Genomic DNA, 20011 nt, shown 5'->3' on the forward strand with positions numbered 1-20011 from the left:
CGCCCGGGCGTCTCCTCTCCTCCCCACGTCGGAATGCCCTGCGCACACCGGCTTCCCCGTGTGCTCCAGGGCACGTGCTCCGCGCCCGCTGAGACGGCCCGGGCACCCCCTCCCGCGCCGGAACACCTCCCGTGCACCGGGCGGCTCCACGCGCTGAGCCGCCCCGGGCGCCGCCGGTCGGCGGCGCCCGGGTCCCTCGTCACATCTGTTCCAGCAGCACGTCCTCCACCGCCTCGGCGTAGGCGCGCACCGTCTGGTGGTCGAACAGCAGCCGGGTGGGCACCGTGACGTCCAGCAGGCGTTCGACCTCGCGCACCACCTGGAGGCTGCGCACCGAGTCCCCGCCGATGTCGAAGAAGTTGTCGTCGCGGCCGATGTGCTCCAGCCCCAGGGTGCGCCCCCACACCTCGGCCACGGCCTCCTCGGTGGGGGTGCTCGGCTCGGCGTGGACGGGCGCGGCGGCGCGCGCCCAGACGGGCTCGGGCAGGCGTGCCCGGTCCACCTTGCCGTTGGCGTTGAGCGGCAGCGCCTCCAGCACGGTGACGGCCGCGGGCACCATGTAGGCGGGCAGCTCGCGGTACAGGCGCTCGCGCACCAGCTCCGTGTCCACCTCCCCTCCGGTGACGTAGGCGACGAGCTGGCGTCCGCCGGTGGGCGCATCGGCCACCAGAACCACGGCCTGTGCGACCCCGGGCCCGCGCAGCAGGGCGGCCTCCACCTCCCCCATCTCGATGCGGAACCCGCGCAGCTTCACCTGGCCGTCCGCGCGGCCCACGAAGACCAGGCGCCCCTCGGCGGACCAGCGCACCAGGTCGCCGGTGCGATAGAGCCGCCCGCCGTCGCCGAAGGGGTCGGCCACGAAGCGCTCTGCGGTCAGGCCGGGCTGGCCGTCGTAGCCGCGCGCCGTTCCCGGCCCGGACAGGTAGAGCTCGCCCACCGCGCCGGGCGGGACCGGACGCAGGGCGCCGTCCAGGACGTGGGCGCCGGTGGCGTCCATGGGGCGGCCGATCGGGCAGTGCCCGGCGTCGGCCTCCTCTGCGCTCAGCGGGGTGCACGTGGCGAAGGTGGTGGCCTCGGTGGGCCCGTACACGTGCACCAGCTCGGTGTCGGGGCACGTCCGGCGCACGCGGGCGAGGGAGGCCGGGTCGGCGGCCTCCCCGCCGGTCCACAGCTGGCGCAGCCCCGCGAAGCATTCCGGGTCCTGCTGGGCGAAGAGGTTGAACAGGGCGGTGGTGAGGAAGACCGCGCTGACCCCGTGCCGGGCGGTGTGCTCGCGCAGGGCGTCGGCGGAGACCGGCCCGTCGGCCACCACCGCGGTTCCGCCGTTGAGCAGCGGCACCCAGACCTCGTAGGTGGCGGCGTCGAAGGCGTGCGGGGAGTGGAACAGAACCCTGTCGTGGCCCTCGCGCCAGCGGGAGTCGGCGCTGAGGGCGACCACGGCCCGGTGGTCGACCACCACGCCCTTGGGCGTGCCCGTGGAGCCCGAGGTGAACATGACGTAGGCGGCGGTGTGCCCGTGCACCGGGCCCCGGCGGACCGAGGTCTGCGCGCCCTCACCCGCCCCGGACAGTGTGCCGTCGGCGGCGTAGCCCACCACCGCCTCCACGTCCGCGCAGCGTTCGGCCATCCCGGGATCGGCCACGGCCACGCGCGCGCCCAGCGCGCGGGCCAGGGAGGCGACCCGCTCCGCCGGAACGGTCTCGTGCAGCGGCGCGTAGGCCGCCCCCGTGCGCAGGACACCGAGCATGGCCGCCACCACCCGCGGCGAACGCGGCATGAGCAGCAGCACCCGGGACTCCGCGCCCACGCCCAGCGCGGCCAGGCGGTCGGCGATCCGGTCGGCCTCGGCGTCCAGTTCGGCGTAGGTCCACTCGCCGTCCGCGCCGACCAGGGCGGTCGCCTCGGGGTGGCGGGCGGCCCGCTCTGCGAACAGGGCGGTGACGGTGGCGGCGGGCGGCTCCTCTCCCCCGCCGTCGGCCAGGGCCAGCGACCGGGCCGGGTCGGCCCCGGCCACCCGGCCCAGGGGGCGTTCGGGGTCCTCAGTGAGCGAGACCAGGATGCGCTCCAGGTCGCCCAGCAGGCGGTCCGCGGTCGCGGCGTCGAAGCACGCCGGATCGTGCCCCAAGATCAGGCGCAGCCCGTCGGAGGCGTAGGCGCTCAGCGCGAGCGGGTAGTTGGTGGCCTCCACCGCGTTGACGAACCGGACCCGCAGCCCGTGTTCGGCGGCCGCGGCCTCGTCCACGGGGTAGTTCTCGAACACCACGACGCTGTCGAAGAGCGGGGTGTCCCCGGGCAGGCCCGCCTCGGCCTGCACGCGCGCCAGCGACAGGTGGTCCTGGGCCCGCGAGCGCGCCTGGTCCTCCTGGAGGCGGCGCAGCCACCGCGCCACCGGCTCGGCGGGGTCCACGGCCACGCGCACCGGCAGGGTGTTGATGAACAGGCCCACCGCGGCCTCCACCCCGGGCATGTCGTCGGGGCGGCCCGAGGTGGTGGCGCCGAAGACCACGTCGGCCCGCCCCGAGTACGCGGACAGGAGCAGGGCCCAGGCGCCCTGGACCACGGCGTTGACGGTCAGGCCGTGGGCGCGGGCGAAGGCGTGCACGGCACCGGCCCGCTCCGGCGCGAGGACGGCCTGGCTCCGGGCGCTGGAGCGGGCGGCGCGCAGGGCGGCGGGCGTCCGGTCGTAGGGCAGCGGCGTGGGCTCGGTGACGCCCTCCAGCACGCCCCGCCAGAAGGCGTGCCCCTCCTCCGCGTCGCGTCCGGCCAGGCGGCGCAGGTACTCCCGGTAGTCGGGGCGCGCCGCCGGGACCCCGCCCCGGTAGGCGGCCAGGACGTCCTCCATGACCAGGGGCAGGCTCCACCCGTCCAGGACGAGGTGGTGGAAGGTCCACACCAGGCGCACGGAGGCGTCGCCGGTGCGCAGCAGGGCCACGCGCAGGAGCGGATCGCGGACGGGGTCCACACCTCGGGCGGCGTCCTCGGCCAGGTGGTCGGCCAGGGCCCGCTCGCGCTCCTCCTCCGCCGCGCCGCGCAGGTCCAGGTGTGCCACCTCGACGGGGACGGCGCGGTGCACGAGCAGGACCGGTTCGGACAGCCCCTCCCAGGCCACGCGGGCGCGCAGGACGGGGGTGGCCGCGACCACCCGCCGCCAGGCGCGGCCCAGGGCCCCGGGGTCGTCCACGCCGTCCAGGTCCACGACGACCTGCTCCAGGTAGGAGCCGGAGTCGGGTTCCAGGGCGGAGTGGAAGAACATGCCCTGCTGCATGGGGGTGAGCGGCCACACGTCCTGGACGTCGCGGCCGTCGCCGACGAGGCGGTCCACCTCGTCCTGCTCCAGCCGCACGAGCGGGAAGTCGGAGGGGGTGGCCCCGCCGTGGGCGGGGTCCAGGCAGTGCTCGACCAGGGCGGCGAGTTCGGCGGCCATGGCCTCGGCGAGGCGGCGCACGGTGGCCGTGCCGTGGACGGTGGTGACGTGGTACCAGTCGAAGACCAGGCGTTCGCCCTCGAAGCGGCCCACCACCTCGACCAGGTGGGCGCGCTCCTCGTCCGGGGAGTGCTCGCCGCCGGGGTTGAGCCGCATCGCGGTGTGCAGGGCTCCCCGGCCGGGGTCGGTGTCGAAGCGGCCCAGGTAGTTGAAGCTCACGCCGGGCGCGGGGTCGCGTTCCAGGCGGGCCCGCTGTTCGGGCGTGCCCAGGTGGCGCAGGGCGCCGTAGCCCAGGCCGTTGCCGGGGACCGCGCGCAGCATCTCCTTGGTGGCGCGGATCTGCTCGGTCCGGTCGGGCCGGCCGGTGAGCACGACGGGGAACACGGTGGTGAACCAGCCCACGGTGCGCGAGGTGTCCAGGTCCTCGAACAGGTCCTCGCGCCCGTGGCCCTCCAGGTCCACGGGCACGCGCGCGGAGCCGGTCCACTCGCACAGCACCCGGCCCAGGGCGGACAGCAGCAGGTCGTTGACGCGGGTGCGGAAGGCCGCGGGCGCCTCGGCCAGCAGGCGGCGGGTGTCCTCCTCGGACAGCCCGGCGGTGACCACCTCCTGGTCGCGCACCAGGCCGTTGCCCCGGCCGGGGAGGTCGCGGGGCAGTTCGGCGCGTGCGGCGGCGACCTCGGCCCAGGTGTCGAGTTCGGCGTCGAAGGCCCCCTCGGCGGTGTGCCGGGCCAGGCGGTCGGCCCACACGGAGAAGGGCGTGGTGCGCGGCCCCGGGTCCACGGGCGCTCCCTCGGCGGCCTGGCGGTAGGCGGTGGCCAGGTCCTCCAGCAGCACCCGCCAGGACACCCCGTCCACGACGAGGTGGTGGGCGGTCAACAGCAACCGGGAGCCCTCGGGGCCGGAGTCGAGCAGGACGGCGGCGAAGACGGGGCCGCGGGCCAGGTCGAGGCCGCTGTGTGCGGCTCGAATGCTCTCCTCGGCAAGGTCGCGGGCCCGTCCGGGTTCGTGCCCGGACAGGTCGACCACGCTCAGCGGCGGGGCGGCCGTGCCGGGTTCGGCCACGCGCGGGCCGTCGCCGTCGCGGCGCAGCCGCAGCATGTCGTGGTGGTCGGCGAGGGCGGCCAGGGCGGTGCGCAGGGCGCGCGGCTCCAAGGGCTGGGCGAGGTCGAGCAGCACGGACATGGCGAAGTGGTCGGGGGCCACAGGGTGGGTGCGGTCGAACCAGCCCATGACGGGCGTGGCGGTGAGCGGGCCGCTCACCGACCCGGCGCCGGACGCGCCGGGCCGCCGCACCCGCGCCACCTCGGCCAGGGCGGCGACGCTGGGGTGGGAGAAGACGTCGCGGCTGCTCAGCTCAACACCGGCCCGGCGGGCCCGGGAGACCATCTGGATGCTGAGGATGGAGTCGCCGCCCAGGGCGAAGAAGTCGTCGTGGACGCCCACGCGCTCCACGGCCAGGACGGAGGCGAACACCTCGGCCAGGACGTGTTCGGTGTCGGTGCGGGGGGCGGTGTGCTCCCCGCCGTGCCCGGGGTCGGGCAGGGCGCGGCGGTCGACCTTGCCGTTGGCGGTCAGGGGCAGCGCGTCCAGGGCCACGACGGCGGCGGGAACCATGTAGCCGGGCAGGACGCGGGCCAGGGCGCGTCGCCACTCCTCGGCGGCCTCCTCGTCCGCCTCCCCGTTCGAGGGCACGGCGTAGGCGAGGAGCCTGCGCCCGCCGCCGGGTGCGGCGCGCACGAGGGCGACGGCCTCGGCGACTCCGTCCAGGGCGAGCAGGGCGGCCTCGACCTCGCCGGGTTCGATCCGAAAGCCCCGGATCTTGACCTGGGAGTCGGCGCGGCCGACGTACTCCAGCTCCCCCGAGCCGTTCCACAGCACGAGGTCGCCGGTGCGGTAGAGCCGTTCGCCGTCCCCTGCCGGGTCGGCCACGAAGCGCTCGGCGGTCAACCCCGGGCGGCCCAGGTAGCCGCGGGCCACCCCGGCCCCGCCCACGTAGAGCTCCCCGACCGCGCCCGGGGGCACCGGGCGCAGGAGGGTGTCGAGCACCCGCGCGCGCATGCCGTCCAGGGGCGTGCCGACGGGCACGGTGCGCACCGGTTCGCCGGTGCGCGCGGCGGGGTGGTGGGTGGCGAAGGTGGTGGTCTCGGTGGGTCCGTAGCCGTTGGCGACCGCGGTGGCGGGGCAGGCCCGCAGCACCCGGTGCAGGCTCGCGGGGCTGGCGGCCTCGCCCCCCGTGATGACCTCGCGCAGCGGGGAGAAGCAGGCGGGGTCCTGGGCGGCGTAGAGGTTGAACAGGGCGGCGGTGACGAAGGTGGAGGTCACGCGGTGTCGGCGGGCCAGCGCGCCGAACTCCTCGGCGCTCATGCGCCCGGGCGGTGCGACGACCACGGCCCCGCCGCGCAGCAGCGGCGTCCAGATCTCGTAGGTGGCGGCGTCGAAGGCGTGCGAGGAGTGGAAGAGCACGCGCTCGTCACGGCCCCCGCCCCACCGGGAGTCGCGAGCCAGGGCCACCACGTCGGCGTGGGTCACCGCCACGCCCTTGGGCTCGCCGGTGGAACCGGAGGTGTGCATCACGTAGGCCAGCGCGCGCGGGTCTGCCCCGGGCAGCGGGTCCTCGGTCCGCACGGTCGGGTAGGGGCCGTGCCCGTCCAGGACCAGCACGCGCGCGTCGGCGCCCTCGGGCAGGCGGGAGCGCGAGGCGGTGTCGGTGACGATGACGCGCGCGCCGGTGCGGGCGAGCGTCCAGGCCACGCGTTCGGCCGGGTCGTCCGGATGGACGGGAACGTAGGCGCCCCCGGCGCGCAGCACCGCGAGCATCGCGGTGACCACGTGCGGCCCCCGCTCCAGCAGCAGCGGCACGGCGTCCTCCGTGCCCACCCCCCAGGCCCGCAGCAGGCGGGCCAGGTCGGCGGAGCGGGCGTCGAGTTCGGCGTAGGTGAGCGCCGGGAAGTCGCCGACCAGGGCCGGGGCGCGGGGGGTGCGGGCGGCCTGCTCCGCGAACGCGGCGGTCACGGACGCGGGCTCGCCCTGGGCGGGTGCGTGCTCCCACGAGTCCAGGAGGGCGCGTTCGGCCTCGGGCCGCAGGTCCAGGGCGGCCAGGTCCAGGCCGGGGTCGGCGACGACGGCGTCGGCCAGCCGGGACAGGGTCTCGGCCAGGGCCGCCACGCGTCCGGCGTCGTACAGGTCGGTGTTGTACTCCACCGACAGGCGCAGGGCGCCGTCGCGTTCGGCGTACTCGAAGACCAGGTCGGCCAGGGCGGCGGTGCGCGGCAGGGCGACCTCCTCGGCCCGCAGGCCCTCCAGCTCCAGTCCGCCGGTGTGGGCGTTCTGAAGGACCATCAGCGCCTGGAACAGGGGGCCGCGGGAGGGGTCGCGCTCGGTGACCAGGGCGTCGACGACGCGGTCGAAGGGCATCTCGTGGGCGAGGGCGGCGTCGGCCTCGGCGCGCACCTGCCCGACGAACTCGGCCGCTGTGGTGCCCGGGCGCAGGCGCGAGCGGAGCACGACCGGGTTGACGAAGAAGCCGACCACGTCCTCAAGCTGGGGGTGGTCGCGTCCGGCGGAGGCCGCGCCCAGGGCGACGTCGGCCGAACCCGACGCGGCCGAGAGCACGGCCTGGGTCAGGGCGGCCAGGGTCGCGAAGAGTGTGGCGCCGCTCGCCCCGCCCAACGCGCGCAGGCCCCGGAGCTGGTCGGGGGTCAGGCGGGTTCGATGGACAGCCCCGGCGGTGGTGCGCCGGGCGGGGCGAGGGCGGTCGGTGGGCACTGCCAGCGGGGGCACGTCCTCCAGGGCGCGCGCCCAGTACTCCAGGCGGCGCCGGGCCTCGGGCCCCTCCCAGCGGCCCTGCTCCCAGACGGCGAAGTCGGCGTAGTCGGTCTCCGCGCTGGTGTCGGGCTCCGCGCCTCGCACGGCGGCCCGGTAGTAGGCGGCGAGGTCGCGGTGGAGCAGGTCGACCGACCAGCCGTCGCAGGCGATGTGGTGCGTGCTCAGGACCAGGACGTGGTCCCGCTCGTCCAGGCGCAGCAGCAGGGCGCGGGTGGGCGGCCCCGCCACGAGGTCGAAGGGGGTGTCCACCTCGCGAAGCAGGTGCCGGTGCAGCTCCCGCTCCCGGTCGGCCGGGTCGGCGGAGGGGATCTCGCGCACGGTGAGCAGGTCGGCGCGGGGTTCGCGCACGTGCTGGACGGGTTCGCCGTCGACGGTGTCGTAGGTGGTGCGCAGGGCCTGGTGTCGCCGTTGGAGCAGTTCCAGGGCGCGGCCGAGCGCGGGCACGTCGAGCGGTCCGCGCAGGCGGAAGGCGCTTCCGGTGTGGTACTCGGCGCTGTCGCCGTCGAGCTGGTGCAGGAACCACAGACGGCGCTGGGCGGCCGACAGCGGCAGCGGTCGGCCGCGCCCGGCCGGGACGATGGGTTCCTCGCGGCGCCCGGCGTCCCCGGCCGCGGCGATGCCCTCGGGGGTGGGGTGGCGGAACAGCGCGCGCGGGTCGAGGCCGGTGCCCAGGCGCTCGCCCAGGCGCCAGGCCACGCGGGCGGCGAGGATGGAGTCGCCGCCCAGGGCGAAGAAGTCGTCGCGGGCGCCGACCCGCTCCAGGCCCAGGGCCGCGGCGAACTCCTCGGCGGCGGCGCGCTCGGCTTCCCCGCGCGGCTCGACGTGGTCAGCGGTGGAGCGGAGGGCGGGCGCGGGCAGGGCGCGGTGGTCGACCTTGCCGTTGGCGGTCAGGGGCAGCGCGTCCAGGGCCACGACGGCGGTGGGGACCATGTAGCCGGGCAGGCGGTCGGCCAGGCGTTCGCGCAGGGCACCGGTGTCGGCGGTCCCGACGACGTAGCCGACCAGGACGCGCGCGCCGGGGGCGTCCTCGCGGACGGTGACCAGGGCCTGGGAGACGCCGTCCTGGTCGAGCAGGGCGGCCTCGATCTCGCCGGGTTCGATCCGAAAGCCCCGGATCTTGACCTGGGAGTCGGCGCGGCCGACGTACTCCAGCAGGTCGTCGGCGTTGCGGCGCACCAAGTCGCCGGTGCGGTAGAGGCGCTCGCCGCCGCCGAGGGGGTCGGCCACGAAGCGCTCGGCGGTCAGCCCCGGGCGGCCCAGGTAGCCGCGGGCCACCCCGGCCCCGCCCACGTACAGCTCGCCCACCTGTCCGGGGTCGACCGGGGCCAGCCGGTCGTCGAGCACCCGGGCGAACATGCCGTCCAGGGGTGTGCCGACGGGCACCGACAGCAGCGGGGGCCGGTCGCGGTCCACGGCGAAGTGCGTGGCGAAGGTGGTGGTCTCGGTGGGCCCGTAGCCGTTGGCGACCGCCGTGCCGGGGCAGGCGTCCAGCACGGCGCGGACCGCGCCGGGCGGGACGGCCTCGCCCCCGGCGATGACCTCGCGCAGCGGGGCGAAGCAGGAGGGGTCCTGGGCGGCGAACAGGTCGAACAGGGCGGCGGTGACGAAGGTCGAGGTGATCCGGTGCCGACGGGCCAGCGCGCCGAACTCCTCCACCGTGAGCCGCTGCGGCGGGGCGATGACCACGGCCCCGCCGCGCAGCAGCGGTACCCAGATCTCGTAGGTGGCGGCGTCGAAGGCGTGCGAGGAGTGGAACAGCACCCGCTGGTCACGGCCCCCACCCCACCGGGAGTCGTGGGCCAGGGCCACCACGTCGGCGTGCGTGACCGCCACGCCCTTGGGCTCGCCGGTGGAACCGGAGGTGTGCATGACGTAGGCCAGCGCGCGCGGGTGGGGGGCGGGCAGCTCCAGGTCGGAGAGGGCTTTCGCGGCGTCGTCCCCGGCGACACCGTTCCCGGCCGTTCCGTTCGCGGTGGCGCGCTCCCCTGCCTCCGCACCGCCTCCCGCGTCCAGGTCGAGAATCCGGGCCAGGCCGCCCAGGCGCGCGGGCAGGCGGGGGCCGAGCACGCGGTCGGTGAGCACCAGGCGCGCGCCGGTGCGCTCGGCGGCGGCGAGCACCCGGTCGGCGGGCTCGTCGGGGTGGACGGGCACGTAGGCGCCCCCGGCGCGCAGCACCGCGAGCATCGCGGTGACCACGTGCGGCCCCCGCTCCAGGGCGAGCAGGACCGTGCCCTCGGGGGCGAGCCCGCGAGCCAGCAGCAGGCGGGCCAGGTCGGCGGAGCGGGCGTCGAGCTCGGCGTAGGTCACTGCCGGGAAGCCGCCGAGCAGGGCCGGGGCGTCGGGGGTGCGGGCCGCCTGCCGGGCGAAGGCATCCGGGACCGAGGAGGGCGAGACCGTGTCCGCGGGGTCGGGGGCGAAGCGGGTGGACTCCTGGGAGGACAGCACGTGACGGCTCCTGGCGCGTGTTCGAAGGCAAGGGCGGAAGGGCGTGTGTGGGGGACGGCGTGGGGGTCGGGTGCTCCGTCGCCGCGGCGGCGCGGCCGTACGGCGGCGGGGAGTGCGGAGGCGAATCGGACCGCTATTCCCGGCGGACCGTCGCACGAGGACAGAGCTTGCCACATCGCCTTATCCAACCGGGCACTTTACCAAAAAGCCCGTCATTCAGATATTCCCTCGGGCGACAGACAACCCCAGACCGAACACCTTGCGCAACACGGAATACTCAGGCCTCAAAGCAGACAAAATAGAGCAAAAGTGTTATTCGACAGATCACGCCAGTACAAAGACGTGCAAAGCGAGCAAAAGCCATGTGCGAGCGGAAGGTTTAGATACCGTACGGAGTGGTTAAATTACTCAAAGTAAAGGATCGGACAATACCTGTCCACATGCGGCCACCAGGGAAATCTTTCCCCCGGCCGCAGGTCAGCCCGTACGCACGCCCCCGACGTACGCCGCCGCCGAAACCGCACCCCCGCCACGGACCCCGGCGACCGCACCCCGACTCCTCCAGCCGAAGCCGACCCGCCCCGGGCGAGCACATCACCGCTGCTCAGGACCCTGACAGGGCCCATACCACACTCCGGAACCCAGTACACGGGTTACTCCGCAAAAGACCGAACCGCGTTCATCTAACGATCCCTTCGGCCCCTCCGTCGCAGATAAGCCGCCGTTTCAGCTACCAAAGCAGCGCTTACGCGAACAGGAGCACTATTGACCGCAATCCCTCCTCCACCAGCACGAACGGGTGACAAGGAACACAATCACGCGGGTAAACCCGGGCCGTTGTCGACCGACGTCCCCAACGCGCCACGACCCTTCCATCCAAGCCTTCACCATCCCGACCGGAAGGCGAACCCCCTGCTAACGGCGGGGATACACCGGGAAAAACACGAAGGCCTCAGTACGCGGCGAATGTCTTCACACCCCGGAAATCTCCTGGAAGGCCCGGACCGTATTCCCCGTCACCTGGTTCCCGACATATCCGAAACCCTTGCCAAGATTCGAAGCGATATGTGAGTATCCGTGGCACGTGCGGTCTACCGCCCCGTCCCCGCCGAAGCGACCGGCCGCTCCCGTCCCGAGCGCCGGCCTTTCGGGTGCCCTCCGACTCCCACGAGGAGAACGTCGTGCGCGACGCCCTGTCCGACCTGCTCCGCCGGACCTGTCACCAGGCCGGCGTCCCCGGAGCCCAACTGGCGGTCTACCACCGCGGTGAGCTGCACACCTGCGCCACCGGGGTGGAGAACACCCAGACGGAGCGCCCCGTGGCGCCCGACTCGCTCTTCCCGATGGGCTCGGTGACCAAGACCGTCACCGCCGCCCTGGTCATGCAACTGGTGGAGGACGGCGACGTCGACCTCGACTCCCCGGTCCTGGACCACCTGGGCGGGGCCGCCCCCGACCACCCGCTGCGGGGCGCCACCCCCCGCCACCTGCTCAGCCACACCTCCGGTCTGGTCTCGGAGCGCTCCGAGACCGCGCCCGCGCCCTCCCTGCGCCGCTACGTCTCCTCGCTCACGCCCGAGGACCGCGTCGCCGAGCCGGGCACGCTGTTCTCCTACTCCAACACCGGCTACGCCGTGGCGGGCCGACTGGTGGAGGCCGTCACCGGGCAGAGCTGGTGGGAGACCGTGGAGTCGCACCTGTGCGGCTCCACCGGCATGGAGCTGGCGCCGGTCCTGGCGCCGCCGCCCTTCCCCACCGCCGACCTGGTCACCGGGCACGCCGTCGACGGCGCGGGCCGGGCCCACCCGGTGGGCTTCCACATCGAACCGGCGCTGGCCCCGGCCGGGGGCCTGGCCGCCAGCGCCACCGCCCTGGCCGCCTTCGGCCGCGCCTTCCTCGACCCCGAGCACGCCGCCCTGGACGGCGAGGTCGCCGCCCCGGACGTGCTGCGCGAGATGGGCCGCTCGGTGAGCGTGGCCGACCCCTTCGGCCTGGCCGACGGCTGGGGCGCCGGGTGGTCGCTGCACCTGGCCGGGGACCGCCTGTGGTACGGCCACGACGGCACCCTGGACGGCGCCACCTGCAACCTGCGCGTGGACCCCGAGGGCGGCTCCGTGGTCGCGCTGACCACCAACGCCACCACCGGCGTGACCGCCTGGGAGCACGTGGTCCGCGGCCTGCGCGAGCTGGGGGTGGACGTGGGCCACTACCGCCAGCCCGACGCCGCGGCCGAGGGCGGAGCCACCGGTCCCGGCCCGGACCTGGTCACCGGGCGCTACGGCAACGGCGGCCTGGCCGCCGAGGTCGTCCCCGGCAGGGACGGATACCGGCTGGTCATGTCCAACGGCTTCGAGGGCCCGCTGTCCACCGGGCCGGGCGGCGCCTTCCGCGTCGTCTCCGAACGCCACGGCGGGATCGCGCTCAGCGGTCGCTTCCTGGCCGACCCCGCCGACCCCCGGCGCGCCACGGCGCTCCAGTACAACGGGCGCACCCTGCGCCTGAGCGGGCTCGCCGTGGGCCCCAACGCCTGATCCACTCCCTGCGCAGACGAGGACCGGCACAGCCACCATGAGCAGCGAAGCCACCGCCGACCCCACCACCGACGCCGCCCGGGCCAGGGCGCGCGAGGAGGTCCTGCGCCGCCTGCGCTCGCGCGGCGGGAGCGGCCAGGACATCCCGCGCGTGCCCCGCGACCGCCCGGCCGCGCTGTCCTTCGCCCAGCAGCGGCTGTGGGTCCTGGAGCAGATGGCTCCCGGCCGCACCGACTACAACTCCGCCCTGGTGCTGCGGCTCACCGGGGACCTCGACGCCGGGGCGCTGCGGCGCTCCCTGACCGCGCTCGTGCACCGGCACGAGTCCCTGCGCACGACCTTCACCGAGGTGGACGGCGAGGGGCGCCAGGTCATCGGCGCCCCCCGCGATGTGGAGCTGCCGGTGACCGCCGCCGGGAGCCGCGAGGAGGCCGCCGAACTGGCGGCCCGCGAGTACGCCCTGCCCTTCGACCTGGAGCGCGGCCCCCTGATGCGGGCCCGGCTGCTGGCCGAGGGGCCCGGCGTCCACGTGCTGGTGCTGTGCCTGCACCACATCGTCACCGACGGCTGGTCCCTGGACCTGCTGCGCACCGAACTGGACACCCTCTACCGCGCCGCCACCGCCGACCCCGGCCGCGCGCCGGACTCCCTGGCCGAGGAGCTGGGCGCGCCGCCCCTCCAGTACGCCGACTACGCCGCGTGGCAGCGCACGCGCCTGGACGGCCCCGCCCTGGACCGCTCCCTGGAGCACTGGCGCCGCAGGCTCGCCGACCCGCCCGTGCTCGAACTGCCCACCGACCGCCCGCGCCCGGCCGTGCGCGAGGGGGCGGGCGACACCCTGCCCTTCGCGCTGCCCGCGCCGCTGACGGAGCGCCTCGAACGCCTGGCCGCCGACCACGACACCCACCTGTCCACGGTGCTGCTGGCCGCGGCCCAGGTGACCGCGGCCCGCTGGAGCCGCAACCCCGACGTGGTGCTGGGCACCGTCACCTCCGGCCGCGAGGACCGGCGGCTGCACGCGACGGCGGGCTTCTTCGTCAACACCCTGGCCGTGCGCCAGCACGTGGACGAGGAGCTGTCCTTCGGTGCGCTGCTCGACCGGACGCGCGCCGGGTTCCTCGCCGACCTCGACCACGGGGAGGTCCCCTTCGACACGGTCGTGGACGCCGTCCTGACCGAACGCGACCCCGCCGTGCCGCCGCTGGTGCAGGCCGCCGTGGTCTTCCAGAGCGCGCAGGGGCCCGAGGCGGGACTGGGCGGCCTGGAGGCCGAGCCCGTGCCGGTGCGGCGCGGCCAGTCGGTCTTCGACCTGACCCTGGAGTTCCGCCCCGGACCCGGCGGCGTCGCCGGTTCGGCCGAGTTCGACACCGCGCTGTTCGACCGCGCCACCGTGGAGCGCCTGGTCCAGGACCTGGTGCGGGTGCTGGAGAACGCCGAGGACCCCCGGCCGCTGCGCGCCGTGGCGCTGGTCGGCCCCGAGCGGGCCCGGGAGCTGGAGCACTCCTGGACCGGGAAGCCCGGACCCCGGCCGCGCGGCCTGCCCGAGCTGTTCGCCGAGCGGGCGCGCCTGCGCCCCGACGACCCCGCACTCGTCGGCGCGGACCGCACCGTCTCCTTCGCCGAGGCCGACGAGCGGGCCGCGCGCCTGGCCCGGCGGCTGCGCGAACTCGGCGTGGCGCGGGGCGACCGCGTCGGCGTGTGCGTGGAGCGCGGCCCGGCCCAGGCCGAGGCCCTGCTGGGCGTGGTGTACGCGGGGGCGGTCTACGTCCCCCTGGACCCGGAGTACCCGAAGGAGCGGCTGGCCGCGATCCTCGACGACGCCGAGCCGCGCGCGGTGGTCGCCGACAGCGCGGGCGCCCGCCGCCTGCCCGGGAGCGGCCCGCTGGTGGACGCGGCCGACCCCGAACTGGCCCGCGCGGAGCCGCTGCGCGAACGCGTCCTCCCCGAGGACCCCGCCTACCTCATCTACACCTCCGGCTCCACCGGAAGGCCCAAGGGCGTCCTGGTGGCGCACCGCGGCCTGGCCGCCCTGGCCGCCTTCCAGGGCGAGCGCATGAGCGTGGGCCCCGGCTCGCGGATGCTCCAGTTCGCCTCCCCCAGCTTCGACGCGGCCATCGCCGAGCTGGTGGTGGCGCTGCTCAACGGCGCGGCCGCCGTGCTGCTGCCGCGCCCCTCCCTGGCGGGCGAGGGGCTGCCCCGCGCCCTGCGCGAGCACCGCGTCACCCACGTGACCCTGCCGCCCGCACTGCTGCCCGGCCTGTCCCCCGACGAACTGGGTCCGGTGGAGCACCTGCTCCTGGCGGGCGAGGCCTGCCCGGGCGAGCAGATCGCCCGCTTCCGCGCCGACCGGGCCGTGTACAACGGCTACGGCCCCACCGAGTCCACCGTGTGCACCACCCTCAGCACACCGCTGTCGGACGGCGGCAGCCCTCCCCTGGGCGACCCCGCGACGGGCACCCGCGTACGGGTCCTGGACCGCTGGCTGCGCCCGGTGCCCGACGGCGTCCCCGGCGAGCTCTACATCAGCGGCGACGGGCTGGCGCACGGCTACCTCAACCTGCCCGGCACCACCGTCGCGCGCTTCGTCGCCGACCCGGACGGCGGGGGCGGGCGCATGTACCGCTCCGGCGACCTGGTCCGCCGCGTCGGCGGACGGCTGGAGTTCCTCGGCCGCACCGACGACCAGGTCAAGATCCGCGGCCACCGCGTGGAGCCGGGCGAGGTCGAGCACGCCCTCACCCGCCTGCCCGGGGTCGGGCAGGCCGTGGTCGTGGTCGACGGCACCGGCGCCTCGCGCCGCCTGGTCGCCTACGCCGTCCCCTCCCCCGGGCACGCCCCGACCCCCGCCGACCTGGAACGGGCCGCCCGCGTGCTCCCCGCCTACATGGTCCCGGCGGCCTTCGTCGTGCTGGACCGCGTCCCGGTCACCGCCAACGGCAAGACCGACCGGCGCGCTCTGCCCGCCGTGGACTGGACCGCGCGCTCCGGCGCCGGGCACACGGCCCCGCGCAACCGCGCGGAGCGGGAGCTGGCCCGGGTGTGGTGCTCCCTGCTGGGCCTGGAGCGCGTCGGCGTGCACGACGACTTCTTCCGCGTGGGCGGCGACTCCGTCACCGGCGTGCGCGTGCTCGCCCGCGCCGCCGAGCGGCTGGGCTCCCGGCCCCCGCTGCGCGCGCTGTTCGAGCGGCCGACCATCGCGGCGCTGGCCGAGCTCTACGACGGCTCCGGCGACCGCCGCGAGGCGCCCGCGCGGACGGAGCACGAGGGCCCGGCGCCCCTGTCCTCCGCCCAGCGCCGCATGTGGTTCCTGGACCAGTACTCGCCCGGCGGGTCCGGGTACAACTCCGGCGGCGCGCTGCGCCTGTCCGGCGAGCTGGACACCGCGGCGCTGGAGCGGGCCCTGCACGCCCTGTCCGCGCGCCACGAGGCGCTGCGCACGGTCTTCCCCTCCCGGGACGGCACGCCGCACCAGGTCGTGCTCCCCGATTCCGGTTTGCCCGTAGAGACGGCCGAGCTGGACGGCCCGCCCGGCGCCGGATGCGAGGAGCGGCTGGACGCACTGCTGGAGGAGTTCGCCGCGCGCCCCTTCGACCTGGCCCGGGGGCCGCTGACCCGGGTCCTGCTGGTGCGCGTGGACGAGGGCGACCACGTCCTCTCCATCACCATGCACCACATCGTCACCGACGCCTGGTCGATGTCGGTGCTCGTCGGGGAGCTGGGCGCGCTCTACGAGGCCGCCCGCGAACGGCCCGACGCACCCGCCGACGCGCTGCCCGGCGCCGCGGGCCTGGAGCCGGTGGGCCTGCGCGCCACCGACGTGGCCGTGTGGCAGGAGGAGCGGGCCCGCTCGGGCGCCTTCGAGGAGCACCTGCGGTACTGGCAAGACCAGCTCGCCGGGGTGGAGCCCCTGGCGCTGCCGACCGACCGGCCACGGCCCGCCCGGCGGCGCGGCCTCGGCGCCGCGCGCGCCTTCGAGGTCCCCGCGCGGGTGCGCGAGGGCGTCCGCGCGCTGGAGTCCGAACACGGCCTGACCCTGTTCATGGTGCTGGCCGCCGCCACCGCCGTGACGCTGTCGCGCCACAGCGGCCAGCGCGACCTCGTGCTGGGCACGGTGACCTCCGGGCGCGACGACGCGGCCCTGGAGAACACGGTCGGGTTCTTCGTCGACACCGTGGCCCTGCGGCTGCGGGTGGACCCCGACGCGAGCGCGGCCCGGCTGCTCGCCGACGTGCGCGAGACCGTCCTGGCCGCGTTCGAGCACGGCGAGGTGCCCTTCGACAGCGTCGTGGACGCGACCGGGCAGGAACGCGACCCCTCCCGCCCCACCCTGGTCCAGGCGCTGGTCACCCTGCGCAACACGCCGGGTGCCCCCTGGCGGGTCAGCGGGCTCGACGCGCGCCCGCACGACGTCGCCCACCGGCACACCCAGTTCGACCTGACGGTGGAGTTCGCGGAGGAGGACGGACGGCTGCTGGGCGCGGTGGAGTACGACACCGACCTGTTCGACGCCCGCACCGCCGACCGGATCGCCCACCACCTGACCGCCGTCCTCGACCTGCTCTCGCGCGCGCCCGGGGCGCCCGTGCGCTCCCTGGCCCCCGCGCCCGCCCCGGAGGAGGCCGAGGCCCTGCGGTCCTGGGGCACGGGCGCGCCCGGCCACCCCCCGGCCTCGGTGCCCGGCCTGTTCGGCGAGCGGGCCCGCGAGACCCCCGACCACCCGGCCCTGTCCGGCCCCGGCGTCGCGGTGACCTACGCCGAACTGGACCGCGCCTCGGCCGCCCTGGCGGTGCGGCTGCGCTCGCTGGGGGTGGGGCCCGAGACGCCCGTGCCGCTGCTGCTGGAGCGGGGGCCGCACGTGGTCACCGCGATGCTCGCGGTGCTGCGCGCCGGGGGCGCCTACGTCCCCGTGCACGCCGACGACCCCGCCGAACGCGTCCGCCTGCTGGTCGCCGAGACGGGGGCGCCCTGCGTGCTCACCGACGCCGCCTCCGCCGACCGGGTGCCGCCGACCTGCACGGCGGTGATGGTCGACGCCGCCGACGCCGCACCGGCCGCGGAGATCGGGGCGCGGGGACTGGACGGCGCCCACCCCGACCAGCTCGCCTACGTCATGTACACCTCCGGTTCCAGCGGCACGCCCAAGGGCGTGGCGGTGACCCACGCCGACGTGGTGCGCCTGGCCGCGGACCGCCGCTGGTCCGGCGGGCACGCCCGGCGCACGCTCTTCCACTCCTCGCACGCCTTCGACGCCGCCACCTACGAGATCTGGGCGGCGCTGCTGACCGGCGGCACCGTCGTGGTGGCCCCGCCGGGGCGGCTGGACGCGGACGGCTTCGCCGCCCTGGTGTCGGAGCACCGGGTCAGCGCCACCTTCGTCACCGCGGCGCTGTTCAACCTCTACGCCGCGCAGGACCCCTCCTGCTTCACCGGGATGGAACAGGTCATCACCGGGGGCGAGGCGGCCAGCCCGCACGCGGTGGAGCGGGTGCGCCGCGCCTGCCCGGACACGACCGTGGCCAACGGCTACGGGCCCACCGAGACCACCACCTTCGCCGCCCACCACGCGCTTCCCCGGGAGGGCGCCACACCCGAACCGGTGCCGATCGGCCGCCCCCTGGACGGCACCCGGCTGCACGTGCTGGACGAGCGGCTGCGGCCGGTCCCGGTGGGCGCGGTCGGTGAGCTGTACGTGGGCGGCCGGGCCACCCGCGGCTACCACGGCCGCCCCGGGCTGACCGCCGAACGCTACGTGGCCGACCCCTTCGGCGACGGCGGGCGGCTCTACCGCACCGGCGACCTCGTGCGCTGGAACAACTCCGGCGAGCTGGAGTACACCGGCCGCGCCGACTCCCAGGTCAAGCTGCGGGGCTTTCGCATCGAACCCGGGGAGGTGGAGGCGGCCCTGCTGCGCCTGCCCGACGTGGCGCAGGCCACCGTCCAGGTGCACCGCTCCGCCTCGGGCGCGCGCGGCCTGGTCGCCTACGCGGTCCGCGCTCCGGGAGCGGACGCGGACCTGCCGGACGTGCGCGAGCGGCTGCGCCGCACCCTGCCCGACTACATGGTCCCGGGCGCCGTGGTGTTCCTGGACGCCATCCCCCTCAACGCCAACGGCAAGGTGGACCGGGCCGCCCTGCCCGAACCCGCCGAGCCCGGGGAGCGCACCGCCCCGGACGCGGCCCCGCGCGGCGACGCCGAGCGGGCGCTCGCCGGCATCTGGGCGGAGCTGCTGCGGGTCGCGGAGGTGGGCCGCCACGACAACTTCTTCTCGCTGGGCGGCGACTCGATCCTGAGCATCCAGATGGTCTCGCGGGTGCGCGAGGCCGGATGGAGCATCACCACGCGCGACGCCTTCCTGCACCAGACGGTCGCCGACCTGGCCGCCGCGGCCGAGCGGGGCGGGGCGGCGGACGGCCCCGCCGCGCGGGTGCCGGTCACCGGGACCGTCCCGCCCACCCCGGTGGAGCGCTGGTTCCTGCGCACCCGCACTCGCCGCCCCGAGCACTTCGACATGTCGCTGCTGTTCGAGGCGGCCGAGGGCACCGACCCGCGGCTGTGGGCGCGGGCCGCCGACAGCCTGCCCGCGCACCACGACATGCTGCGGCTGCGGGTCACCGACACCGCGGACGGCCCGCGCGGGCACCTGGACGCCGACGCGGCGCCCGGCGCCAGGGTGGTGCGCGTGGACGGCGGCGACGGGGAGCTGGAGCGGGCGGTGGAGCGCGAGGCCCTGCGCGAGCGCCCCGCCAAACGGCTCGCGGAGGGGCCCCTGTTCGAGGCGGTGGTGTTCGACCGGGGCGGGCGCCGGGCGCCGCGGGTGCTGCTGTCGGCGCACCACCTGGTGGTCGACGCCGTGTCCTGGCGGGTGCTGCTGGAGGACCTGGCCACCGCCTACGGGCAGTTGGAGCGGGGGGATGCGGTGGACCCGGGCGCGCCCACCACCCCCTTCCCCGAGTGGGCGCGCCGCCTCGGCGACCACACCGCCCGGGGGGCCTTCGACGGGGACGCCGGATACTGGGCCGACCTCGCTTCCCGGGCCGCGGACGCCCGCCTGCCGGTCGAGCTGGAATCGGGCCCCAACGACGTGGCCTCCCAGCGGATCGTCACGGCCGCCCTGTCGGCGGAGGAGACCGAGGCGCTGCTGCGCCGGGTGCCCGGCACGCTGCGCAGCAGCATCGACGACGTGCTGCTCGGCGCGCTGGGCCGGGTGCTGACCGACTGGAGCGGCGACCCCCGGCTGCTGGTGGCCAAGGAGGGCCACGGCCGCGAGGACCTGTTCGACGACGTGGACCTGTCCCGCACGGTGGGCTGGTTCACCGCCATCCACCCGGTACTGCTGGAGGTCCCCCCGGGCACCGGCACGGCCGAGGCGGTAGCCGCCGCCCGGGCCCAGCGGCGGGCCGCGCCGGAGGCGATCGGGTTCGGGGCGCTGCGCGAGCTGGGCGGCGACCGGGTTCCGGCCCCGCTGGCCGCGATGCCCGAACCCCAGGTGGCCTTCAACTACCTGGGTCGGTTCGGCGACCAGGACGGCGGCCCCGTGGGGCGCCTGCTGCCCCTGCCGCCGTGCGACCACGCTCCGCAGGAGGAGCGCACCGGCCTGTTCGACGTGACCGGCGGCGTCACCGGCGGGCGGCTGGAGTTCTCCTGGACCTACTCGGCCAACCGGCACCGCCCCGAGACGGTGCGGGCCCTGGCCGACGAGTACGCCGAACGGCTGCGCGGCCTCGTGAGCGAGGCCGGGCGCGGGCGCGCGCGGAACCGCCGGGCGCGCTGACCGTGCCGCGCG

Annotated in this window: 3 protein-coding genes; 2 read left to right on the plus strand and 1 reads right to left on the minus strand. The window is 76.2% G+C overall.

Translation table 11 applies throughout. From position 1 onward, the window contains the following. Positions 1 to 199 precede the first annotated feature (199 nt). A complete protein-coding gene (locus ACSTA4_RS26965) occupies positions 200 to 9697 on the minus strand; it encodes an amino acid adenylation domain-containing protein (protein WP_444961533.1) in 9498 nt (3165 codons plus the stop codon). A gap of 1181 nt (positions 9698 to 10878) precedes the next feature. Here ACSTA4_RS26965 and ACSTA4_RS26970 point away from each other — a divergent pair. Next, the gene (locus tag ACSTA4_RS26970) at positions 10879 to 12228 is read left to right on the plus strand and encodes a serine hydrolase domain-containing protein (RefSeq protein WP_444961534.1); all 1350 of its coding nucleotides are present in this window, start codon (positions 10879 to 10881) and stop codon (positions 12226 to 12228) included. Positions 12229 to 12265: 37 nt separating this feature from the next. Next, the gene (locus ACSTA4_RS26975) at positions 12266 to 19999 is read left to right on the plus strand and encodes an amino acid adenylation domain-containing protein (RefSeq protein WP_444961535.1); all 7734 of its coding nucleotides are present in this window, start codon (positions 12266 to 12268) and stop codon (positions 19997 to 19999) included. Positions 20000 to 20011 lie beyond the last annotated feature (12 nt).

Source organism: Nocardiopsis sp. M1B1, assembly GCF_052466615.1.

What these genes read in the sequence shown, in the direction of transcription:
- ACSTA4_RS26975 (WP_444961535.1), top strand. Translation starts at nt 12,266, where the DNA reads ATGAGCAGCGAAGCCACCGCCGACCCCACCACCGACGCCGCCCGGGCC.